Source organism: Undibacterium sp. FT79W (genome assembly GCF_014284215.1).
Classification (GTDB): domain Bacteria; phylum Pseudomonadota; class Gammaproteobacteria; order Burkholderiales; family Burkholderiaceae_D; genus Undibacterium; species Undibacterium aquatile.
Genome location: NZ_JACOGB010000003.1, coordinates 466,841 through 491,579, shown reverse-complemented (window position 1 = coordinate 491,579; position 24,739 = coordinate 466,841). Strand labels below are relative to the sequence as shown.

Below are 24,739 nucleotides of genomic sequence, written 5' to 3'. Positions count from 1 at the left end.
TGTGTGCGTCAGCAGCAGAGAAACGAGATTATGAAGTACTTCTCACTCACTGTCAACTCCCTTCGCCCTTTCGCTTCGCTTTTTCTTCTCAGCGTCCGCATTTTGTTGTGCGGGCACCAATCGGATCGCTTGGCCTGACTTCGGTCTGTTGACTGCCAGTGACTTCTTGCTTCACTTCACTTTCTTCCCCCCGCCTTTCAGCGGGAGCCGAACTATAGCAAAACCTTCCTCAATTCGCAATGAAACTCGCAAATTATTTTAATGAATAAGGATTCAATGTTTCAGGCACAGAAGCCAAAGGGTAATCAGCTAGCTTGCTTCTCGATTATTTCTGCCGATTTAAGTACGGCCTGAACGGCTCTGTCTATCAGAGGAGCGTTTTCAACAAATGCCAGTGCTCCATTGCCAGAATAATGGGAGAAACTTTCGTAGCTGATAATGACGGGTTCAGCTTGTTGATTCAGACTCAATAGGAGGTTGCTCATATTAGGGTTAACCCAGGCAATACAGCCTCGCTTAATGATATTATCAATTGCAAGTTCTATCGGTGCTCCACTATATAAGCGCTGCAGGATTTCCGAAGATTTACTTTCGTCCTGCGTCGTTACTACGGATAAAACATCTTCATTTTTCAGGGGAACTTGTGTGTTGCTGGCCTCGATGAAAACAACGTTCAACTGCAATTCCGCGAGTACCTCATGCAGATACTTTTCAACTTCGTGATACTTATTTTTTTCGATGGAATCAGATAAAACTACTGCTGGCTGCTCCAAAAAATTTAAAAATATCTCCCGAGCCTGCACTAAAGTCTTAGATGTTGAAAATTCCTGCGTGGGAAGCAATACCCCACGATGCCTTTCATGCAGCCAGTTCAATAAGGCATTCTGTTTAAACTGAGTCCAATCCAACATCGCAATACCGCGCCTGAGATCAGTCAACATTCCAGGCAGCAGCGCGGAAAGCTGACTTTGTTCTTCCTGAGAATTTTTAGGCTGGATGCTCCATATCAGATCCGGCACAAGTGCTCGCAAATGGGAGGCCAGTGACGTGTCGGTTCGCTCGGCGATGTTAATTGCCCGCACCCATTCCGTCGTTAAAAAATTAGCGAAATGCTGGGGAACATCCAGCTTCGCCAAGCCGTCCATCAGCAGCGAGGAAGTTTGTTCCGAGCGCAGATAACGGATTTGAGCTTCTTCTATCGACTTCACCGTACGCCTGATGAACTTATCCTGAGTTCTTAATTCAGTAGAAATAAACGTATCAAATCGGTTATATATTCGCTCAAACAGTTCTGGTACACGACAATCATGCCGGGATAAGGTTTTAAATACCCTGAAAATTTCTTCTTCAATTTTGCGCTGAGTCACAGGTAAATGCTGCGTTCCAAGCAATACGGATGCGATCCGGTTCAGCAGCAACCGGGCAGCTTGATGTTGGTTACTCAAAAACGTACGGTCACTCAAAGCCAACTGCAACAATAGAAACTGAAGGCGTCCCAACTGCTCTCGTAATTCTTTCGAAAGCAAATCATCGAATAATATAGCCTCGAATAACATCGCCAGCACATCAATGATCATGAGCTCCTCGGTCGAACGGGCTAATGCTGAAAATGCCTCACGTTGTTCACGAATCAGATTACGGACGTCGCCGCGTTCATTCAGAATACTCAGATCCGGCTTCATTGACAGGTGCAAATAACCGAGCGTACGAATCAAATCCTTTTCAATCAACAACTCCTCTAATTCTGAAGGCGCAGCGTTCATTTGCTCGGGAACAGGTAAATGACTAAAGCGCTCGACTAAACCGCGAATCGCAGATTGCGCCATCTCTGCGCTTGGTAAAGGAGTCTCCTGTTGCGCTTGCTGGCTTGCAAGATCAAAATCCCTTCCGCGTTGGAAAGGACGTGATTGTCCAAAGGTCTTTCGCAAAAGCTCAGGCAAATCGGATGTATTGGCAAGCCATGCAGGTGACGAAGAATTGTCTTGCGCAGCAACCGTTGGGCTATATGCTGAAAATGCCGTTTTTTCTCTACCGCGCAAAACCTGAAACAGCTGGTCTATGTTAATTGGCGGATTACCGGACGGAGATGACGGCGCCGATCTGACATCTTCCGCTGCGGGAAAATCCAACTGATTAAATGTCGGAAAAGCATTATTGATCTGTTGACTACCAATAACATTCTGCTGCGTCCCAACGCTGCTGCCTCTGGGATGCAACGTCTCTGCTGATTTATTTATTTTTAAGGAAAGGTGTGCTTGCACACCATGTTTTTCTAATTCGGCGTTGGTTTGCTGATAAATACCCGGAATATCCACCGTCAGGGTTTCGCCCAGCTGCATCGCCAGTATCGAAAACATTTCCTGAGTGAGGTGCAAACTTTCTACTGCGAGAAAAATGCAACGGGTTATCAGATAAGGCCGGAAAGGATTTTCCCGCTCGCGTATATCGTCCTGACCGAACAAAACAGCGATACGGATATTCAGATCAATCAATTCTTGCTCTGCGACATTCCGGAACAGCTGTGTGACTTCATTAAAGCGCAGCGAACTCTCAAATGCCGATGAATCAAGCAGACTCAGATTATCGGCAGAGATGGAAAGGGCGGATAAATTGGGGCGAAAGTTCTGATAGGTCGTTTCCATGCTCCTATCAAGCAACTGTTGCATATTTTTTGTCAGTTGCAGCTCAATTTCGTGACGATGCTCCTGCAACAAAAGTTGAGCACGGACGATGTCAGCCTGTTCTATCGGGCTATTTTCTGAATTTACCTTAGAAAACAAAGCCTCCACTGTACGTGGAACCAGAGTTGCAGCGGCATTTTGAAAGGCATTAAAAAATTCTCTGCGTGCGCTCGACAGTATTTCAACCAATGCCATATATACCTTATTGCAAGAAAATCATTTCATACAATATACCGAAGGAATGGCATCTGCTGCAACTTAAAGCGGAGCGGATAAGCACAGTCAAAGCTGACTTCACGCAATATCAGGCGGTTTTTTTCTTTCTGACCGCTGCTTTTTTAACGGGTTTTGCAGCCTCATCAGCAGGTGCCGCCGCTTTTGCTTTGCTAGCGGCAGGTACCTTAGCTTTGCGTTCCTCAAATTCGAAACTCACTTTGCCGTCTTTCGCCTTGACCAGGAATGCTTTAAACGGGCGACGTGTACGCTGAGAAATAAAACCTGGCAATAAATCAGTTTTGCCATCAACCAATAGTTTGGTCATCTGTTCGGGCAAAATCTCTTGCTGCAAGATAATGCGGCCGCTACGGAAATCACATGCTTTAGGCTTAGCAACGGTCTTTTCACAGACATAAGCGAGGCCCATTTCAAAAACGCCGCTGCCACATTTCGGGCAAGGGCCTAATGCAGTCTGACCAGTGAAATCAACGCCCTCACCATCCTCGCCATCATCCTGATTCTGGCCAAAATCAAATTCAAGCTTTAAATTATTGTGTTCTGTATCCGGAACAATCTTCAAAATAGCCGCAAACGGTCTGCCCATTTTCGAGCGGAAACCTTGCAGAGGGCCAATTTCGCGCTTACTTAATAATTCTTCGACTTCGGCTACCTCAAATTGACGGCTACCGGGCGTTTTGCTCATAGAGAATTCACACTTAGTGCAGGCAAAACGACGGTAGTTCTCTTTGACTACGCCGCCGCAATGCGGACAAGGTGTGTGTAGCGTCGCATAATCGCCAGGAATCGTGTCGTTGTCGTACTCTTTTGCGCGTTTTACGATGATTTGTGTCATCTGAGCAATTTCGCGCATGAATTCTTCACGGCTGATTTTGCCCTTCTCCATTTGCGATAACTTGTATTCCCATTCACCGGTCAACTCTGGCGAAGTCAGTTCATCCACACCTAAACCACGCAACAAGGTCATCAATTGGAATGCTTTAGCCGTCGGCATCAGCTCCCGACCTTCGCGCAGCAAGTATTTCTCGGTCAGTAAGCCCTCAATAATCGCCGCCCGTGTTGCCGGAGTACCAAGTCCCTTGCCCGCCATGGCTTCTCGCAATTCTCCGTCATCTACCAGTTTGCCGGCACCTTCCATTGCCGACAATAAGGTCGCCTCGCTGTAGCGAGCCGGTGGTTTTGTCACCAGGCCATGCGCTTCAATTTTATCGGCAAGAACTTTTTCACCTTTGGCAACCGGAACCAGCGTGCCTTTACCTTCCGTATCTTTTTCTTCCAGTGCTTCTTTACCGTAGATCGCCAACCAACCAGCGTTGGTCATGACTTTACCTTCGGTTTTGAAGTGGTGCCCTGTCACTTCTGTGATGCGCGTTGTCACCTGAAATTCTGCCGCCGGGAAAAATACGGCCATGAAACGACGCGTCACCAGGTCGTAGAGTTTTTGCTCGGGTTCAGACAAATTTTTTGGTGCCTGACCAGTAGGAATGATCGCAAAGTGATCACTGATTTTCGTGTTATCAAAAATGCGTTTGTTCGGCTTGACCCAGTTATTTTTCAGAATCTGGGTAGCAAACTGATGATAATTATTACTTTCAGAAACCGTTTCCAGCGTCTGTTTGACTGTATCCAGATAATCTTCCGGCAAATGACGGGAATCCGTACGCGGATAAGTCAGCACTTTGTGTTTTTCGTACAAAGCCTGGGCAAGACCTAAGGTATTTTTGGCAGAGAAACCAAATTTGGCATTCGCCTCACGTTGCAGGCTGGTCAGATCAAATAGTGCCGGCGCCATCTGTGTTGCAGGCTTAGACTCTTCTGTGACATTGCCCTGACGTCCACGGCATGCCGCGACGATGGACTCGGCGGCAAGCTTACTCCACAGCCGCTCCGCCTTCTTCTCAGGATCATGTTCATCTTTTTTGAACTGCTGATCCATCCAGCGTCCTTCGTAAATGCCTGCGGCACAAACGAACTCGGCGCGAACCTCCCAAAAGTCACGGGAAACGAATTTCTTTATTTTTTCTTCACGCTCAACCACGATCGATAAGGTTGGCGTCTGCACCCGCCCGACTGTCGTCAGATAAAATCCGCCTTCTTTGGAATTGAATGCAGTCATGGCGCGGGTACCGTTGATACCGATCAGCCAATCTGATTCCGAGCGGCAACGTGCAGCGTCGGCCAAAGGCATCATTTCTGCATCACTACGGAGTTTTTTGAAGCCATCCCGGATCGCTGCCGGTGTCATCGATTGCAACCACAAGCGTTGTACCGGTTGCTTGGCTTTGGCATTTTGCGCAATCAGACGGAAAATCAGCTCACCTTCACGACCCGCGTCGCATGCGTTAATCAGTGCCGAAACATCTTTACGCTTGATCAGTTTGTTCAGCACTTTCAGGCGCGTTTCGGTTTTGGCGATAGGATTCAGTGCAAAATGCGGCGGGATCATCGGCAAATGCGCAAAACTCCATTTGCCGCGTTTGACGTCATATTCCTCAGGAACGGTAATTTCCAGCAAATGACCTACTGCGGAAGATAATACATACTCATCCGATTCGAAATAGTCATCATGCTTAGTGAAACCTCCAAGTGCTTTCGCAATGTCAGCGGCGACAGAAGGTTTTTCGGCAATGATGAGCGTTTTTGTCATTTCGGAATTCTCGAATGTTTTTTGCACAAAAAATGATTAACAAACAACATTTTTTGCTAAATAAGCGTAAGACTAACCTAAGTTAGTGCGGAATGATAAACGTGCAAACGCAAAACCCGCAACCAAGCTGCGATTTTTGCCAGAAATCTTCTGTTTATGAAACGATTAATGCAAAAGACGGGGCGTATTGTCGTCATCTGACAACAACAGTTCGTCAAACATCAACATATCTGGTTCGGCGCCCTGGCTCCACAACATCATCAGGACAATGATGCGCAGTTTATTGAGCGGCAGCGGTGACTCGTTCACAGCCAGCGCACGCTCGACAACGATTTCACGTTGCAAGGAGGATAACAATCCTGCCGATTCAAGAAACTGAATAAAACCAATCGCTTCCGTACCGAGAGCAGCAAGTTCAACTCCAGCATAGACCCGGAAACCGTTTGAACTTAATGGTGATGGCAACGACTGATCCGTTGTATTTGCCAGACCAGTCAGCCAATCCAGTGCCTCAGAAATTTCATCTTCAGGAAAACCAACAGCGGAAAGTTTTTTGACCAGAGCGGCGGTATCCGGACAGGCGTCAGGACGATAATAAGTTTCGTAGAGGTAAACAAGAATATCAAACATGTCGGTACTCTATCTGCTGAAGCAGTTTCAAACAAGTCCCGTCCTGAGATATCCCCGCGGTTTTTTGAGATTTTTAACTATTTCGGGGCAGTATCTGCATTTTTTGCCAGAAAGTCTCTGTCAATACTGGGCCTTTAAATATACTCCCCCGGAGTATATTTAAAGGCCAACACCGGGTTTAGCGCATGATTTGTACATAACCTAATGAAGACGGCGAAACATTCCACCCGGTAATGATTCAATCTGCCCGCACAACTCAAGTTCCAGTAATTGCCCTGTTAAACTTGCAACATCCAGATCAGCACGTAATGCCAGCACATCTAGCGGAACCGGATCATAGCCCATCAGCGTCAGCAAGCCGACTGACGCGTCAGCCGTCCCAGCTATTGGAAGCGAACCCGCTACAACGGTTGCTTGTGGTAGGCTGAGTTGCAACTCTTCTAATATATCCTGCGCAGACTCCACCAGCTTCGCACCTTGCCTGATCAATTGATGGCAGCCTTTTGCTAACGGCGAATGGATGGAACCGGGAATCGCAAACACTTCCCGCCCCTGATCCGCCGCCATCCTTGCCGTAATTAAAGAACCCGACTGCGCAGCGGCTTCCACCACCAACACTCCTTTCGTCAACCCAGAAATAATCCGGTTGCGGCGAGGGAAGTTAGAGGCAATCGCGGGCGTGCCAAGTGAGTATTCACTGACGATACAACCCTCTGCTGCTATCTGATGTGCCAGCAGCCGATTTCTGGCGGGATAAACAATATCCGCCCCTGTGCCGATCACAGCGATTGTCGAACCGATACCGCGAAGCGCTCCTTGATGTGCTGCGGCATCAATACCTGCGGCCAGGCCGGAGCTGATCGTCAATCCGGCATGACTTAAAACTTCAGAAAATTGTTCCGCATTCCGTATTCCCTGCGCAGTCGCATTCCGGCTGCCCACCACACCTATCCCCGACTGTCGCAGTATTTCCGGCCTTCCTTTCACATACAACATCAGCGGTGGGTCGGGAATTTCCAGCAATGCCGGTGGATACAGCGTATCGGCAAGCGTGACAACATAGTTGCCCGGCTGCATAGCCCAGGACTGAGTAATCTCAGATAACCTGAGAAAATCTTCTTGCGGCGGGAGTAATAAGGCGCGGGCGATTTTTGGCGTGACGACAGAACACAAGGCCTCGTAGCTTGCTGTAAAGATATGCTCTGGCAAGCCAAAGCCGGCAAGCAACTTACAGGCAGTGCCAGGGCCAACGCCCGGCGTTTGTTCCAGCCTTAACCAGGAAAAGAAGTCCGGTAACAATTCCAGACCTCCATTTGATTATTGAGGCGATCTGGCGACGTCGCCAACTTTGACAAAATCAGTGACCTGCATCACCAAGCCGTAAGAGATATTGTCAAACAAACGGAAAATAAACACATGACCATATTGCTCATCCGGTAATTTTACCTTGCGGTTACCATCAGTGCGATCCGTGATTACTTCCCCGTAGCGCTGCAGGGACAACACAGTACCAAGATCGAGGCCGTGCTCTTTGCCACGATTAATCGTAATAATCTGATTTTGTCCGGCGACCGACACACCGCCATAAACACTGACGACACGCGCACGGATCTCATCTTCCGGCGGATGAGGCACGTAGCTGAGAATTGGAGTCGGTGTTACAGGTAACAACCTGTCACCGACAGACATTTCTAGTTTTGAATTAACGACGTTGAAAGTATAGACGTCGTTGTTATCATCTGGCTCGCGCGCCAGCTTTACCGTGCCGACAAAAGCAGCCTCGTAGCCAATGATGTTCCCATTATCAGGGTCTTTCAATGGTACGCCTGGACGGAATACCTGAAATGAGGTGCCGCCATCAAGATCACCGCGAACATAGGTTTTTTCGCCCTGTCCCATATTCACTTTACTTTCCGGTGCCGCGACGATGCGCGGTGTACGTTCCAGTGTATTGACCTCGACGATCATCGGATGTATCAGAAACGGCTCAATCGCTGACGCAGGAATAGCCGGAATTGCATTCGCCCCCAATCCTTCAACACGGGATCTGGGTGACAATTTGACAGTAGGAACACCACCGACAACGCCATTACCTGAAACATTACCCAGACGCAGGCGCTGATTCGCACGGTCAAAATAGACAATCTGCCCTGGATAAATCCAGTGCGGATTACGAATTTCTTCTTTGTTCATGCCCCACACTTGTGGCCAGCACCAGGGGTTTTGCAGAAACTTAGAAGAAATTCCCCACAAAGTATCGCCACTGACAACGACATGTTTATCCGGAGCATCCGGCAGGAAAGCACATTTGCTGCTGCGAGCCACAACCTGAGCTTGCGCAATCGTCGCTTCTCCCGATACCGCAAACGCGGAGCTGGAAGCGAATGGCAGACTGCCAACGAGGATGGCAGCGATTGTGCTAAACTTTTTCATAAACATATCCGATACGAGATGCTGTCATACAGCAAACAGGCAAACAAGCATGCAATCTGCTTATAATAATTGCCAAATTGGATCAAATTCTGCCCATAAATCCTTGAACTAGCAAGAAAAACAGCGCAAAAGCTAAACCAGCTTGTTGCGAAATGTAATATGCCCATACTAAATATACTGCGGTATCCCGATCCGCGCCTCCACAAAGTGGCAAAACCGGTAACTTCCTTTGATGCACGCCTCAAGCAACTGATTGCGGACATGGCTGAAACAATGTACGACGCGCCCGGCGTCGGTCTGGCGGCATCACAGGTTGATGTGCATGAGCAACTGGTTGTCATCGATATCTCTGAAGCCAACGATCAGTTACAAGTATTCATTAATCCCGAAATTATCTGGGCCAGTGAAGAAAAAAAAGTCTACGACGAAGGTTGCCTGTCTGTACCGGGTATTTATGACGGTGTTGAACGACCTGCCGAAGTCAAAGTCAAAGCACTGGATGCCGATGGAAAAGAATTCGAAATTCATGCCAAAGATTTACTCGCTGTTTGCATACAACACGAGCTTGATCATTTGAAGGGTAAAGTCTTCGTTGAATATCTGTCGCCGCTGAAGCGAAACCGCATCAAAACGAAACTGGTCAAGGAAGAACGTGAAATGCAACGCCATTCCGGGAATCGCAAATGAAAGTCATTTTTGCCGGGACGCCGGAATTCGCCGCCTCCGCCTTAGCAGCCATACATGAGGCGGGCTTTGACATTCCTCTGGTGCTCACGCAACCAGACCGGCCGGCCGGCAGAGGCATGCATTTGCATGCATCCGCGGTGAAGCAATACGCACTGGAACACAACATTCCCGTTGCACAACCCATTTCATTGAGATTAAACGGCAAATATCCTGATGTTGCGGCAGAGGCGCACGACATATTGCGCAACACAGAACATGATGTCATGGTGGTGGCGGCTTACGGCTTGATATTGCCTCTCTCTGTACTGACAATCCCCCGTTTAGGCTGCCTGAATATTCACGGCTCACTCTTGCCACGCTGGCGCGGTGCGGCGCCTATACACAGAGCGATTGAGGCTGGCGACGCCGAAACAGGTATCACGATCATGCAAATGGAGGAAGGTCTGGATACCGGCCCCATGCTGTTAAAACAGAGCATCAGCATTAACAGCACGGAGACCACAGGCAGCCTTCACGACAAATTGGCAGCGATGGGCGGCGAAATGATAGTGCAAGCTTTACACCAGTTAGAACAAGGCACCCTGGCTGCGACAGTGCAGCCTGAGCAGGGTGTGACTTACGCCGCCAAAATCAGTAAAGAAGAAGCTGCGCTCGACTTTCACCTGCCTGCAGATGTACTGGCAAGAAAAATCCGCGCCTTCAATCCGTTTCCCGGCACACATGCTCAGTACGGCAGCAGCACGATCAAAATCTGGGCTGCGCAAATGGTCACTGCGAATAAAACTGGCGCAACTCCGGGGCAAATTCTGACGGCATCCGCACAAGAAGGCATTCTGGTTGCCTGCGGGGAAGGTGTACTGAAACTGACCGAATTACAAAAACCAGGAGGAAAACGTTTACCTGCTGCAGAGTTCCTGCAAGGCTTTCCCCTGATTCATGATATGCAATTCAATCGAACCTGAACCGGCTGAGTGTGAAGCAAAAAAACGACAAATCGGGACACTTTTATACACAATTCCCCCATTAAGCAGGAATTAGGCCGATTCACTGTTGGTTACAAGTAAATTCTTTGTTGCTCTGCGAGACTTGTTGTATTCTCTTACGCTAACTAATGGTGTGCGCTGGATTTTGCCGCCCAAATCCCTGACCCGAACGCTAGAAAAGGAAGTGCATGAAACAAATCGTTCCCGTTGTTGTTACCGTCATGCTGATGGCCGGTTGCTCAACTCCATTGAATAACACTAACGCGTCTTATAATAACAACACTAAGACTGCTGCTCCCGAACTTCAAGTCGTCTCAAATTGGTTATTGATCGCGAAGGACGTTGCTGACCAGATCAAATCAGGCACCGACAAAATTGGTGCTCCAGTATTTGTCACTCCGCCGCAAAACCCGAGCAAATTCAGTCAGGCGTTTTACACTCAGGTAGTAACGTCCTTGGTCAATCAAGGTGTGACCGTCAGAAAAGTCAATGATGGTACAGCGCAAATCGTCGATATCGATACTCAATTAGTGCGTTTCTCCACTGATCGGCAAGTCAACCGCCGTTTTGTTTTCGGCGGCCCGTCAACGACTAGCACGACATCCGTCTATGAAGTAATTGTGACGACGTCACTGATAAAAAACGCACAATACGTAGCACGCAGGACTGATGCGTATCCCGTCAATGAATATGACGCGTCTTTATACAATAAAGAAACTGAATTTAATTTTAAAGTGATCGGGGGCTAATCATGGTAAAGAAAATTGCACTTGCAGTAAGTTGTGGTCTGTTGCTCAGCGCTTGCTCAAATATGAACCTCACTGGGGCCAGCACATCGACATCGACAGCCGCCTTGTCCTGGAAAGAAGCTGAAACGAACGAATTTATCCCAACCAATCAGAAAGCAGCAACAGCCCTGATCGCTGCTGCCGGTAATTCTCTGGATAAATCGCGCCCACTGATCGTTGCTACGCTGGCGAATATCAATGTGCTGGAAGAGTCCTCTCCATTCGGACGTATTGTCGCTGAACAAGTTTCCGGTCAGTTTTCCCGCGCTGGATATCAAATGCTGGAAATGAAATTCCGCGACAAAGTACTGATCAAGCAAAATGTCGGTGAACTGCTGCTGACGCGCGAAATTAAGGAAGTTGCACAAAATCATCAGGCACAGGCCGTCATCGTTGGTACGTATGCGGAAAGTGAAAAGCTGGTTTTCGTTAACCTGAAACTGATACGTCCAGTCGACAATATCGTCCTCAGTACGTATGACTATGCTGTCCCTATGGATCGTACTGTCAAATCTCTGCTGGGTCGTCGCTAATCCATCAATATAAAGTATTGACAACACAGTCTTATAAAAACACTGGATAAAAGCACCTGATTTTTCAGGTGCTTTTTTTTAGCCTCTTTGCGGCAGCGAACTCCATATGATTTCAACACACGGTTCGCTTCCGGATTATTTTTCTGCTGAGAATGGTTGCACCCAGTTCTGTTGCGCAGCCTGACTGATGGCTAACACCGCGGGATGAGTCAATTTTCGCTGAACCGATATGGCGTAAAACTGTTCCTGAATCGCCTGTGTCTGACCAATCAGCTCAACATCATACTGACGTATCACACGATCAACGATGACGGTCGGCGCAGCAAACACGCCGGCACCAGCCTGACCGAATGCACTCATCAGCGCACTGTCGTCAAACTCACCGGTAATCTTTGGATGCAATTGTTGCTGATCCAGCCATTGCAACAAGCGCCCGCGCAGCGCAGCGTCTTCACCAGGCAATAAGAATGGTGCGCCATCCAGCAGTGCGGGAAAAGTACTGGACAAACGGGTACGCAAATCATGGGTGGCAAAAAAACTGATGCCTGATTCGGCCAGCAAATGACTATAACCACGAACATTCGCTGTCACCGGCATAGGGCTGTCGGATAACACGACATCTAACTTATGCATCGCCAACTCTGCTAACAGTAATTCGAGTTTGCCTTCGCGACAGTTAATCCGTAAGGTCTGCGGCAGAGTCATCGCAGGCTCCAGCAATTGATACGCCACCGTTTTCGGTACCGCATCTGACACCCCGACACGTAGCTGCACAGTGCGCGCGGTCGGTCTGTGATGCAGCACTTCTTCCAACTCACGCCCGAGCGCAAAAATATCTTCTGCATAACTCAGCACCAAACGACCCGCCTCAGTCAGTTCCAGATTACGCCCCTGCTTACGGAACAAAGTCTCGCCCTGCATTTCTTCAAACAAAGTGAGTTGTCCGCTGATGGTTTGCGGCGTCAGATGCAATTGTTCACTGGCACGCGCAATGCTGCCTGACTTGGCAACCATCCAGAAATAGTGCAGGTGTTTGTAGTTCAGTGCTGGCATAAAGAGAGATCATCGACAAATCATCGATTTTTACGAAGTATTTATCAATTATATTCGACTTTTCTTTCAATTCTCTTGCAACTAGACTGTTTCCACCTTCTGTTGAGAAGGGGAAGTCCTGTGTCTTTTCGTCAGACTTCAACATTTCAGGAGAAAAGCATGAAAATCTTGAGTCGCTCTACTGCACATGATGTGCAAACCGTTGACTATATCGACACCACAGCCAGTGACAGTCAGAAAGTCTTACACAACACGTATATGTTGTTGTCGATGACTTTATTGTTTTCTGCATTGACCGCAGGTGCGACTATCGCTTTCGCGATTCCGGGTCCCGGCATCTTTCTGACACTGATCGGCTATTTTGGCCTGCTGTTTGCCACCAACAAACTGCGTAACAGTGCTTGGGGCATAGCGAGCGTATTTGCCTTGACCGGTTTCATGGGCTACACCCTCGGTCCTATTCTCTCTCATTATCTGAAAATGCCAGGCGGCACTTCCATCGTGATGACGGCAATGGGTATGACCGGTCTGATTTTCATGGGCTTGTCTGCCTACGTATTGATCAGCAAACGTGATTTCAGCTTCATGAGTGGCTTCCTGATGGTCGGTATGATCGTCGCACTGGTGGCGAGTCTGGGCGCGATTTTCTTCCAGATTCCAGCCTTGTCGCTGACGATTTCTGCGGTCATGGTATTGCTGATGTCCGGCATGATCTTGTTTGAAACCAGCAATATCATCCACGGTGGCGAAACCAATTACATCATGGCGACAGTCAACCTGTACGTCACAATCTTCAATCTGTTCACCAGCCTGCTGCAATTGCTGGGCTTTATCGAAAAAGAGTAAATCATGTTGCATACCGTCGCTCAACCCTGGATGTGGGTCGCATTTATCGCATTTGTTTTAGCGATGTTAGCCATTGACGTTGTGGCGCTTGGAGGTTCACGTGCCCACAAAGTCAGCGTCAGGGAAGCGGCGGCCTGGTCGATTGTCTGGGTCAGCCTGGCTTTGGCATTTGATTTTGGCCTGTGGATATACCTGACAGAAACCGTCGGGCGCGAGATCGCCACCGCCAAAGCCATGGAATTCCTGACCGGATATGTCATCGAGAAATCACTGTCGGTCGATAACATCTTTATTTTCTTACTGATTTTTGGCCATTTCGCGGTGCCGCCGCAATATCAGCGCAAAGTGCTGCTGTACGGTGTACTGGGTGCGATCGTCATGCGCGTCATCATGATTCTCGCTGGCAGCTGGGTTGTCACCCAGTTTGCGTGGGTGTTGTATCTGTTTGGTGTGTTCCTGCTGATCACCGGTTTCCGCATGCTGGTATCGACGGAAGAAGAGCCCGATCTCGACGCCAATCCGGTATTGAAACTGGCAAAAAAATTACTGCCATTTACCAAAGAGTTTCACAAAGAAAAATTCAGTGTCAAAGTTAATGGCAAGCGCGTCTTCACGCCGTTGCTGCTGGTCTTGATCCTGATTGAAGTCTCCGACGTGATCTTTGCGGTCGATTCGATTCCAGCGATTTTTGCCGTGACGACTGATCCGTTCATCGTATTTACCTCAAACATTTTCGCGATTATGGGCTTGCGGGCATTGTATTTCCTGCTGGCCGATATGGCTGACCGTTTCCATTTACTGAAATTCGGTCTTGCGTTTGTGCTGATGTTTGTCGGTATCAAGATGCTGATCGTGAAATGGATGCATGTGCCGACCGATGTTTCGCTGATGGTGATTGGCCTGATTCTTGGCGGTTCTATTATTGCCAGCCTGATCGCCACCCGACATAAAAAGCATTAATCACACGCTTTCCGACGCTGCAGATTTAATCGTCATAAGTATTCCCTTTGGGCATATCTCTCGTTTGAGGATATGCCCTTTTTTGTTAACACTTACGCAAAAAAGTGCACCATTGATGCGATCAACATATATCGATCTAACCACAATGTATAAGCAAAAACCGGCAAACTCCCGCAACTTCGGCGTCAAGTCCTTGATTTGACGTATAATTTACGCTTCCCAGCGCCGATTTGAGATTCAGATTGCGGGCGCGTAATAAGTGCTGCTAAAAGGACGTCGCCCGATCCGCCTGCATGCATGAGCCGATCGGGTTTTTGTTTTTTCAGGACTTATGCAAAATTGCCCCAGCGGCGTTATGGCTCCTGGTCGTACCAATGTACTGCCTTCGTCGCCATGCCTTGCCGGAACAATTTTGCATAAGCCCTATTGATACGATGATACGAGTAAAGATCATGACCAGAACCCTGCCTGTCTCCGCCACCGAAACCCGTTTGCGCGAATTACTGCAACAACGCATCCTGATCCTGGATGGCGCGATGGGTACCATGATCCAGCGTTACAAGCTGACGGAAGAAGATTATCGCGGCGAACGTTTCAAAGATTTTGCAGTGCCCGGCAAAGAATTATTCGTCAAAGGCAATAATGAATTACTGACACTGACGCAGCCTCACATCATTCAGGAAATTCACGAACAATATCTGGCCGCCGGTGCCGATCTGATCGAAACCAATACCTTCGGTGCCACCACCGTCGCGCAGGACGATTACCACATGGCGCATCTGGCCTATGAGATGAACGTGCAGGCCGCGAAAATCGCCCGCGCTGCCTGTGATAAATACAGCAGCGCCGACAAACCGCGCTTCGTCGCTGGAGCTTTAGGGCCAACGCCCAAAACCGCCTCGATTTCACCGGATGTGAATGACCCGGCAGCGAGGAATGTCACGTTCGATCAGCTGGTTGCTGCCTACCATGAGCAAACCCGTGGTCTGGTCGAAGGCGGTGCTGATGTGCTGCTGGTCGAAACCATTTTCGATACGCTGAACTGCAAAGCAGCCCTGTTCGCGATTGATCAGTATTTTGAAGAAACCGGCAAGACCTTGCCGATCATGATTTCCGGCACCGTCACCGATGCCTCTGGCCGCATTCTGTCTGGTCAGACCGTGCCGGCATTCTGGAATTCCGTGCGTCACGCTAAACCGCTGACCATCGGCCTGAACTGCGCGCTCGGTGCGGCGCTGATGCGGCCGTATGCAGAAGAACTGTCTAAAATTGCCGATACCTTCGTCTGTATTTATCCAAACGCCGGTTTGCCAAATCCTATGAGCGATACCGGTTTTGATGAGCTGCCAGCCGATACCTCGGCCTTGCTGAAAGAATTTGCCGAAGCTGGCTTCATCAATATCGCCGGTGGCTGCTGCGGCACTACGCCACCGCACATCAAGGCGATTGCCGACATCCTGCAAACCCAGACACCACGCGCTGTTCCTGCCATTGCTCCGGCGTGTCGTTTGTCGGGCTTAGAGCCTTTCACCATCGATGAACAATCCCTGTTTGTGAATGTCGGTGAACGCACCAACGTTACGGGCTCCAAAGCCTTCGCACGCTTAATTCTGAATGAGCAATACGACGACGCTTTAGCCGTCGCCCGCCAGCAAGTGGAAAACGGCGCGCAAGTCATCGACATCAATATGGATGAAGCGATGCTCGATTCGCAGGCAGCCATGACGCGCTTCCTGAATCTGATCGCATCGGAACCAGACATCGCCCGCGTGCCGCTGATGATCGATTCTTCCAAATGGAGTGTGATCGAAGCCGGTCTGAAATGCGTGCAAGGCAAAGCCATCGTCAATTCGATTTCGATGAAAGAGGGCGAGGCAGAATTTCTGCGCCAGGCCAACTTGTGCAAGCGTTACGGCGCGGCGGTCATCGTCATGGCGTTCGATGAAAAAGGCCAGGCGGACACGTATCAACGCAAGATAGAAATCTGCGAACGCGCTTATCGCCTGCTGGTCGATCAACTCGATTTTGATCCGCAAGATATTATTTTCGATCCGAATATTTTCGCGGTCGCTACCGGTATCGAAGAACACAATAATTACGCTGTCGATTTCATCGAAGCCACGCGCTGGATACATCAAAACTTACCCGGTGCAAAAATCAGCGGCGGCGTCTCGAATGTGAGTTTCTCTTTCCGTGGCAATGACCCGGCACGCGAGGCTATCCACACCGTTTTCCTGTATCACGCGATTCAGGCCGGTATGACGATGGGTATCGTGAATGCAGGCATGGTCGGTGTGTACAGCGAGCTTGATCCCGAATTGCGTGAACGCGTGGAAGACGTGGTGCTGAACCGCAGGGAAGACGCCACCGAACGCATGATCGAATTTGCGGCGACCTTGAAAGCCGGCGGCAAAAAAGAAGAAGCCACGCTGGAATGGCGCAGTGAGCCGGTCGCCAAGCGACTCGCACATGCGATGGTGCATGGCATCACACAATGGATTGTCGAAGATACCGAAGAAGCGCGCGCCGCCATTATGGACAACGGCGGTCGCCCAATTCAGGTGATCGAAGGCCCGCTGATGGACGGCATGAATATCGTCGGTGATTTATTCGGTCAGGGCAAAATGTTTTTGCCGCAGGTGGTGAAATCCGCACGTGTGATGAAGCAGGCCGTCGCCCATCTGGTGCCCTACATTGAAGAAGAAAAAAAGCGCAGCGGCGACAATAAACCGAAAGGCAAAATCGTGATTGCCACCGTCAAAGGTGACGTGCATGACATCGGTAAAAACATCGTCACCGTGGTGTTGCAGTGTAATAACTTCGAAGTCGTCAACATGGGCGTAATGGTGCCGTGCTCGGAAATTCTGGCCAAAGCCAAAGCCGAAAACGCCGACATCATTGGCCTCTCCGGTCTAATCACGCCGTCACTCGAAGAAATGGCCTATGTCGCTAAAGAGATGCAGCGCGATCCGCATTTCCGCATGATGAAGATTCCGCTGCTGATCGGTGGTGCCACCACCAGCCGCGCCCATACCGCCGTCAAAATTGCGCCGAATTACGAAGGACCGGTGGTGTATGTGCCGGATGCGTCGCGTTCGGTATCGGTTGCGCAATCGCTGCTGACGCCGGAAAGCCGCGATCAGTACATTGGTGAGCTGGCGACGGATTACGAACGTATCCGCGTGCAGCATGCGAACAAAAAAACCACGCCATTGCTGATGCTGGCGCAAGCGCGTGCGAATAAAATGAAGCTCAGCTTTGACGGTGCGAACGCACCTGTGAAGCCAAAATTCATCGGTCGCCGCGTGTTCAAAAACGTCGATCTGGCAACGATTGCGCAGTACATCGATTGGGGTCCGTTCTTTCAGACCTGGGATCTGGCGGGCCCTTATCCTGCGATTCTGACGGATAGCGTGGTCGGTGAAGCGGCGAGCAAAGTCTTTGCCGAAGGCCAGGCGATGCTGAAAAAAATCATCGATGGCCGCTGGCTGACAGCGAACGGCGTCGTCTCTTTGCTGCCCGCGAATAGCGTGCATGACGACGACATCGAAATTTATACCGACGACAGCCGCAGCCAGGTCGCGTTCACTTATTACGGCACGCGCCAGCAAACCGAAAAACCGCTGGTTGATGGCATACAACGTCCGAATCAATGCCTCGCCGATTTCATCGCGCCGAAAGACAGTGGTGTCGCTGACTACATCGGCATGTTTGCCGTCACTGCCGGTCTGGGCATAGAAAAATACGAAAAACGGTTTGAAGACGCACATGACGATTACAGCAGCATCATGCTGAAATCGCTGGCAGACCGTCTGGCCGAAGCCTTTGCCGAATATCTGCATGAACGCATCCGCACCGATCTGTGGGGGTATGCCGCCGATGAAAAACTCAGTAATCAAGAGCTGATCAAAGAATCCTACCAAGGCATACGCCCGGCACCCGGCTATCCGGCCTGCCCGGAACACACGGTCAAAACCGTGATGTTCAAGCAGATGCAATGCGAAGAAATCGACATGCACATCACCGAATCATGGGCGATGATTCCGGGTGCCGCGGTCTCCGGTTTCTATTTTGCGCATCCAGAATCCAAATACTTCAGCGTCGGTAAAATCGGCGACGATCAGGTGACGGATATGGCGGCACGACGCGGCGTGGCAAAAGAAGACATCGAACGCTGGCTGGCACCGAATCTGTAATCCGCAGCATAAAAATGGGGGAGTATATGGCGTTTTGCATCAATTCTCAGCGTATTTTCTGGCCTTGTAAACATACTCCCCCCCAGTATATTTAGCCACTGGGAAGCGCTCTGAGGCCTTTGCATGCGCCTTGTTCCAGTTTCACCGACATAAGTGCGAGGCGTTGAGGATTGTGACCCCTGCATGAAATCTGATCGGCTGCGAAGTAAAAATGTCGGTATCGGTACAGGCGCTGTCTTACAATAGCGGCTCTATCGTTGTGCAGGAAATCAGATGGTGCTGGATAACTTATCGTATGGCTCAGATCAGTCTGGTTTAATCTGCGGCTACCTGTTTGCCCATGGTCAGGCAGGAAAAGCGCTGCACACCAACGAAGCGCTGGCGTGGCTGCAAACGACGCGTGCCGCGAATGACAACAGCTTTATCTGGCTGCATTTCAATCTGACCAATGTCGCGGCCGAAAAATGGCTGCATGAACATGTTTCGCTGCCGGAAGAATTTTACGAAACCCTGCACGAAGGTTCGCGTTCAACCCGGATTGAACATGCGGATCATAATCTGATTGCCGTCATTAACGATGTGCTGCATGACTTTGCATTTGAAGCATCTGATATTGCAACCTTGTGGCTGAGTGTGACCAATAACATCATGATCAGCGCGCGCCGCAAGCCTTTGCAATCGGTTGACCGCTTGCGTAATGCCGTCAATCACGGTGAAATTTTCCATTCTCCCAGCGAATTGCTGACGCACCTGTTACGCGATCAGGCCGACGTGCTGATCGGCATCGTGCGCAATGTGATCAAAAAAATTGACGACATCGAAGATCATTTGCTGGCAGATCGCCTCAATAAAAAACGCGCCAATCTGGGCGAAATCCGGCGTGTGCTGGTGCGCCTGCAACGCTTACTGGCACCCGAGCCTGCGGCCTTGTTCCGCTTACTGCAAAAGCCGCCGGTATGGCTGGCAGAAAGTGATGTGCAGGAACTACGCCAATCCACTGAAGAATTCGCGGTCGTGCTGAGCGACATGGCGTCGTTGCAGGAACGCATCAAGCTGCTGCAGGAAGAAATCGCCGCCAGCGAGAATGAACAAAATAACCGTTCGCTGTTTGTGCTGACTGTCGTCACGGTGCTGGCCTTGCCTATCAATATGATCGCCGGTTTGCTGGGCATGAATGTCGGCGGTATTCCACTCGCACAACACGAATACGGCTTCTGGATCGTGGTGGCGATCGTGCTGACATTTACGGTCATTGCCGGCTGGCTGGCGTTCCGAAAACGGGACGGCGATTAAAAAAACAACGCTCTTCTGCTACCATAGAACACGCAACAGTTGAGTCGTGTATTCGATAACAACATCGACAAAGAATTAAACCCGCACATGTCATTTTTCGGGAAGATTTCAGTTAGTATTGGAAAAAAATAACGTGGTATTTTTTACAAAAAGCTGTTTTCCGTTAAAAATTTCGCTTTTTAAATGATTAAAATTGAAAATACCACGGGGCTATCCCCTTCCATCTTGCCGGTCTTTTGTCAGCAAACGCGATGACTGACATTCATACCCAATTTATCGAACTATCCGAACTGCGGATAGGAATGTACGTCTATCTGGACGTGGGCTGGATGGATCATCCGTTTCCGATCAGCAACTTCAAAATCAGTACGCAGGAACAGATCGACACCATACGCTCGCTGGGAATAGAGCGCATCCGTTATGCCCCCGATAAAAGCTCTGCCGCCGATGCGGCCGCTGATAACGCACCGCCTGCCGATGCCATCGTCTCCGCCGTGACAGAAACGCCGACCGAACACGCTTTACGGCGACGCCGGGCCTTGCTTGCCAGTCAGGCCGCCAGTCTGCAGGTCTGTGAGCGGCAATTCAATCACGCCGCACAAACTTTTAAACAAGTTTCCGAGCATGTTCATGCACAACCGGGGCTGGCAAAACAACTGGTCGAACAACTGATTCAGGGCTTCCTCGGGCAGATACTCAGCGAAGATGAGGCTGCCATCCGCCTGTTGTCAGAAAAAGCAGGGGAAAAGACTTCGCTACATTCGATTAATGTGACCGTCATTTCGCTGTTGCTGGGTAAAGCCCTGGATCTGAATAAGACCGAGATGCTCAATCTGGGTGTCGGTGCACTTATGCACGACATCGGTAAAATCGAATTGCCGGATCGGGTGCGCTGGATCGATGAGCATTTCAGTGCGTCCGAGAAACTGGCGTATCAGGAACATGTGATGCACAGTGTGAATCTGGCACGCAAAATGGATCTGGCACCCAACGCCATGCTGTTGATGGCACAGCATCACGAGCACCACGACAGCAGCGGCTACCCGAGTCGTATTCCGGGTGAAAAAATGTCGCCGTTGAGCCGCATCGTAGCGCTGGTGAATCAGTACGACAATCTGTGCAATCCGGCGAATCCGGCGCTGGCATTGACGCCACATGAAGCCTTGTCGCAGATATTTACCAAGTACAAAACCCGCTTCCACGAACTGACGCTGACGACTTTCATCCGCATGATGGGAATATATCCGCCAGGCTCAGTGGTGCAGTTGAGCGATGACCGATATGCGCTGGTGGTATCGGTGAATTCTGCCCGGCCGATCAAACCAAAAGTCATTATTCATGATCCCACGATAGACCGCGATGAAGCGCTGGTGATCAATCTCGAACACGAACAGCAACTTTGCATACATCGCAGCCTGAAGCCATTGCAATTGCCTAAGGCCGCATACGACTATCTGTCGCCACGCAAGCGTTTATGTTATTTCTTCGAACGCGGAATGGAAGCCCGGACAGGCAAGTCAAACGAAGGTCTGGTATGAAAGCGCACCAGCTACAGGCGCTGATTGAGGGCATGCTGGAAGCCGTCATTCTGGTCGATCCGATTACCTTACGCATACTGGCAGCCAATCGCGCCGTACATGGCTTGTTAAAAGTGCCGGAAGAAAGCCTGCGTGGTAAAGGTATTGTGGAATTGGCGGCGGCGCCTGAAGATGTATTTTTCTGGGAAGATGTTGCGGCGGGTTTGTCAGAAAATATTTACTCTGAAACCCTGCTCGAATGCTCCGATAAAACGGTGGTGCAGGTCGAACGCCGGGTCAGTCTGGTCAGAGTTGGTATGGACAACTCGATTTTTGTGGTTGCAGTACGTGACCGTACCAGTCAGAAACAAACCGAAAATGAACTGGAAAAACTGATCGCAGAATTGCGGGCGACGCTGGAATCCACCGCTGACGGCATACTTGTCACCGATCTCGACGGCGCTATTCGCAGTTATAACCATTTGTTCGCCGATCTCTGGGGCTTGCCTGATGAACTGATGACGCAGAGAGACGATGCGGCCATCTATGCATGGATGGATAAATGCATGATAGACGCAGATCGTTATACCGAGCGCCTCGGCACGATCAGCCGTTCACCTTTGATGGAAGCCAGTGATGTGCTGGTACTGCGCTCCGGGAAAATTCTGGAGCGCGTGACCTTACCGCAATATGCGCGCGGACGTCCTATCGGCAGAGTATATTCGTATCGGGACATTACGCAAAAACTCGCCGATGAAGCGCGCTTGCAACTGGCAGCAAAAGTGTTTGAATCCAGCACGGATGCAATTTTCATCACCGACAGAGATCAACGCATCATCACCACCAACCCCAGTTTTGAACGTCTGAGTGGCTACACCGAAAGCGAAATGCAGAGGAAGACGCCGCGCGATTTTTTTGCCGCTGAAAGTAACGTTGATCTGATTGATCAATTGCTGGCAAAGCTGGAAAAAGACGGCTGCTGGGAAGGCGAACTCTGGAATCGCCGCAAAAACGGCCATGCCTACCTGTGCATGATCACGCTGGTCAAAGTGCAAGATGATCACAATAAAACTTTGCACTACATCGGCTTTTTTAAAGACAGAACAGAAACGCACGTCGCCAAACAAAAAATCGAGGAACTCGCTTTTTCCGATGCGCTGACAGGCTTGCCGAATCGTCTGCTGTTATCAGAACGGATTAAACAATCGATTATGATTTCAGGGCGGGACAACAGCAGTTTTGCCGTGCTGTTTCTGGATCTGGATCACTTCAAACAAATCAATGACTCACTCGGACATCAATTCGGTGACCGGGTGTTGCTGGAAGTGACTGAACGTCTAAAAAAATGTATCCGTCAGGTCGATACCGCAGCACGTCTGGGTGGTGATGAATTTGTCTTGCTGCTTCATGAAGCCGATGCTGCCGGCGCTGAAGTCTGTGCGCAGCGCGTGCTGGAGGAATTATCCGTGCCAATCAATCTGGAGGGAATGAGCTTTACCGTGACCTCCAGTATCGGTATTGCGCTGTTCCCCGATGACGGCACAAACATGGATGACCTGATCAAAAACGCCGACAGTGCGATGTATCACGTCAAGGAGCGCGGACGCTCGGATTTCCGCTTCTATCAGCGCCAGATGAACATCGGTTTGTTGTCGCGGATGAAGCTCGATCACGCCATGCGTCAGGCACTGGAACATCATCGCTTCCGTTTGCATTACCAGCCTCAGATCAATCTGAGTACCGGTGAGATCTTCGGTGTTGAAGCCTTATTGCGCTGGAATGACAAAGATCTCGGCGAAATCGGCCCGGCGCAGTTTATTCCGATTGCCGAAGAAACCGGCGTCATTGTTCCTATCGGTAACTGGGTCATGCAAACGGCGATCAGCCAGGCCGCACAATGGAATCGCGCTGGCTATTCGCTGCGGATGGGTTTCAATGTCTCCGCGCTGCAATTCCAACAAGCGAATTTTGTTGAATCGATAGCAGCGACGCTGGAAGAACATCAGCTCAGTCCGGATAAAATTGAATTGGAACTGACAGAATCGGTGCTGATCCGCGACGTCGAAGAGAATTTAAAGAAACTGGAATCGCTGGCAAAACTAGGCGTGAAATTATCGATCGATGATTTCGGAACCGGCTACTCCAGCCTTAGTTATCTGAAGCGTTTTCCGATTCATAAGTTGAAAATTGACCGTTCTTTCATCGATGAATTACCAACGGACGAAAGTGATGTCGCGATTGTGACGGCGATCATTCATCTGGCGCATGCGATGAAGCTGCAAGTCATTGCCGAAGGCGTAGAAACCGAGGAACAGAAAAATTTCCTGCTCAATCTGCACTGCGATGAATTTCAGGGTTATCTGTTTTCACCAGCCATATCTGCCAGCGAATTTGAAGAAAAATTTCTGTAAGTGAGACTGAATTTGGTACTTCAGGATTTGAATTGCCAGTGACGGCTATCTTCCTGAATGGCGGCAAGTTGTTCGGCTGTCAGCCCGGTATTGACCAGATCCCGGCTATCAATCGCTTTACTACCGACATTGATGCTGGCCTTGAGTAAATACTGATATGCCAGCAAGATATCTTTGGGCACACCAGCGCCATACAAATATTGACGACCAAGCTCAAATTCAGCAGACGATAGTTCCTGAACAGCGGCAAGATTGAGCCAGTAGGCGGCCTGCTTTTCGTCTTTCGGTACACCTGATCCATTGAGATACAACATCGCCAGATGATACTGTGCGCTCGCATTGCCCTGCTCGGCCGCATCCTGATACCAGGCAGCCGCTTCAATGTAACTATGCGGTAGCAGCGTTCCTGATTCATGTAATGAGCCCAATACTAACTGAGCTGCAGCGAAATCCTGCTCGGCGGCCTGATACAAAAGATCCACCGCCTGCTGCATTTCTTCTGCATTAGTATGACTGGATAAGTACAGCAGACCGAGATTGGTCTGCGCACCAGGATGCCCCTGTTCGGCTGCGCGCTTCAGCCAGAAGCGGGCCTCGTCCACATTCTGATAGCCAAAGTCGCCATTCAGATACGACAACGCCAGAGTATTTTGTGCCTGCATATCGCCGAGTACAGCCCAACGCTGAACCTGCAGTTCATCGTCGTCAAAATCATCATCGCCTGATGCCGTCGCACACGAAGACATGATCGCGAGCGCGCAAAACAAATGTCGCCACTTTTTCATGATTTTCTTCCACTATTGTCGGTAGTCGTGATGTTACGTCTTGACCTGACGGAAACATATTT

Annotated in this window: 17 protein-coding genes; 10 read left to right on the top strand and 7 right to left on the bottom strand. The window is 49.8% G+C overall.

The features are described 5' to 3' along the window. Positions 1-305 precede the first annotated feature (305 nt). The 5 genes from H8K38_RS07580 to H8K38_RS07560 form a co-directional block, all read right to left on the bottom strand. Entirely contained in the window at positions 306-2,876 is a 2,571-nt protein-coding gene (locus H8K38_RS07580) for a DUF1631 family protein (protein WP_186884178.1), read from the bottom strand. Positions 2,877-2,985: 109 nt separating this feature from the next. Next, positions 2,986-5,562, bottom strand: coding sequence for a DNA topoisomerase III (locus H8K38_RS07575; protein WP_186884177.1), 2,577 nt, complete (start codon positions 5,560-5,562; stop codon positions 2,986-2,988). 165 nt (positions 5,563-5,727) lie between these two features. Beyond that, positions 5,728-6,192, bottom strand: coding sequence for a DUF494 family protein (locus H8K38_RS07570; protein WP_186884176.1), 465 nt, complete (start codon positions 6,190-6,192; stop codon positions 5,728-5,730). Positions 6,193-6,393: 201 nt separating this feature from the next. Next, positions 6,394-7,497 carry a DNA-processing protein DprA gene (dprA, locus tag H8K38_RS07565; protein WP_186884218.1) on the bottom strand — a complete coding sequence of 368 codons (1,104 nt, stop codon included), beginning with the start codon at positions 7,495-7,497 and terminating at the stop codon, positions 6,394-6,396. 12 nt (positions 7,498-7,509) lie between these two features. Then, positions 7,510-8,625: a LysM peptidoglycan-binding domain-containing protein gene (locus tag H8K38_RS07560; protein WP_186884175.1), complete on the bottom strand. Its 1,116-nt coding sequence runs from the start codon at positions 8,623-8,625 to the stop codon at positions 7,510-7,512. A gap of 159 nt (positions 8,626-8,784) precedes the next feature. Here H8K38_RS07560 and def point away from each other — a divergent pair, with 159 nt between their 5' ends. The 4 genes from def (at position 8,785) to H8K38_RS07540 (ending at position 11,616) form a co-directional block, all read left to right on the top strand. After that, complete coding sequence (gene def, locus H8K38_RS07555; protein WP_186884174.1) at positions 8,785-9,312, top strand: peptide deformylase; 528 nt, start codon at positions 8,785-8,787, stop codon at positions 9,310-9,312. After that, the gene (fmt, locus tag H8K38_RS07550) at positions 9,309-10,274 is read left to right on the top strand and encodes a methionyl-tRNA formyltransferase (RefSeq protein WP_186884173.1); all 966 of its coding nucleotides are present in this window, start codon (positions 9,309-9,311) and stop codon (positions 10,272-10,274) included. Before def ends, fmt begins: the two co-directional genes overlap by 4 nt. A 209-nt stretch (positions 10,275-10,483) precedes the next feature. Continuing rightward, positions 10,484-11,044: a hypothetical protein gene (locus H8K38_RS07545; protein ID WP_186884172.1), complete on the top strand. Its 561-nt coding sequence runs from the start codon at positions 10,484-10,486 to the stop codon at positions 11,042-11,044. A 62-nt stretch (positions 11,045-11,106) separates the two neighbouring features. Further along, positions 11,107-11,616 (top strand): FlgO family outer membrane protein, encoded by a 510-nt coding sequence (locus H8K38_RS07540; protein ID WP_212677222.1) that lies wholly within the window; start codon positions 11,107-11,109, stop codon positions 11,614-11,616. Between the two features lie 135 nt (positions 11,617-11,751). On the opposite strand, the gene nhaR is transcribed toward H8K38_RS07540, so the two are convergent. Next, complete coding sequence (gene nhaR / locus H8K38_RS07535) at positions 11,752-12,669, bottom strand: transcriptional activator NhaR (protein WP_186884170.1); 918 nt, start codon at positions 12,667-12,669, stop codon at positions 11,752-11,754. Positions 12,670-12,828: 159 nt separating this feature from the next. Between nhaR and H8K38_RS07530 the strand changes: the two genes are divergently transcribed. The 6 genes from H8K38_RS07530 (at position 12,829) to H8K38_RS07505 (ending at position 23,892) form a co-directional block, all read left to right on the top strand. After that, positions 12,829-13,515, top strand: coding sequence for a Bax inhibitor-1/YccA family protein (locus tag H8K38_RS07530; RefSeq protein ID WP_186884169.1), 687 nt, complete (start codon positions 12,829-12,831; stop codon positions 13,513-13,515). 3 nt (positions 13,516-13,518) lie between these two features. Further along, positions 13,519-14,475, top strand: a complete 957-nt coding sequence (locus tag H8K38_RS07525; protein ID WP_186884168.1) for a TerC family protein — start codon at positions 13,519-13,521, stop codon at positions 14,473-14,475. 452 nt (positions 14,476-14,927) lie between these two features. Continuing rightward, positions 14,928-18,671, top strand: a complete 3,744-nt coding sequence (metH, locus tag H8K38_RS07520) for a methionine synthase (protein WP_186884167.1) — start codon at positions 14,928-14,930, stop codon at positions 18,669-18,671. Between the two features lie 273 nt (positions 18,672-18,944). After that, on the top strand, positions 18,945-19,964 hold the full coding sequence (locus H8K38_RS07515) for a transporter (RefSeq protein WP_186884166.1): 1,020 nt from the start codon (positions 18,945-18,947) through the stop codon (positions 19,962-19,964). A 251-nt stretch (positions 19,965-20,215) separates the two neighbouring features. Further along, positions 20,216-21,502, top strand: coding sequence for an HD-GYP domain-containing protein (locus H8K38_RS07510; protein WP_186884165.1), 1,287 nt, complete (start codon positions 20,216-20,218; stop codon positions 21,500-21,502). Beyond that, a complete protein-coding gene (locus H8K38_RS07505; protein WP_186884164.1) occupies positions 21,499-23,892 on the top strand; it encodes an EAL domain-containing protein in 2,394 nt (797 codons plus the stop codon). The genes H8K38_RS07510 and H8K38_RS07505 overlap by 4 nt, the downstream gene beginning before the upstream one ends. A 20-nt stretch (positions 23,893-23,912) precedes the next feature. Here H8K38_RS07505 and H8K38_RS07500 read toward each other — a convergent pair whose 3' ends face one another. Next, positions 23,913-24,677 (bottom strand): tetratricopeptide repeat protein, encoded by a 765-nt coding sequence (locus H8K38_RS07500; RefSeq protein WP_186884163.1) that lies wholly within the window; start codon positions 24,675-24,677, stop codon positions 23,913-23,915. Positions 24,678-24,739: the final 62 nt, after the last annotated feature.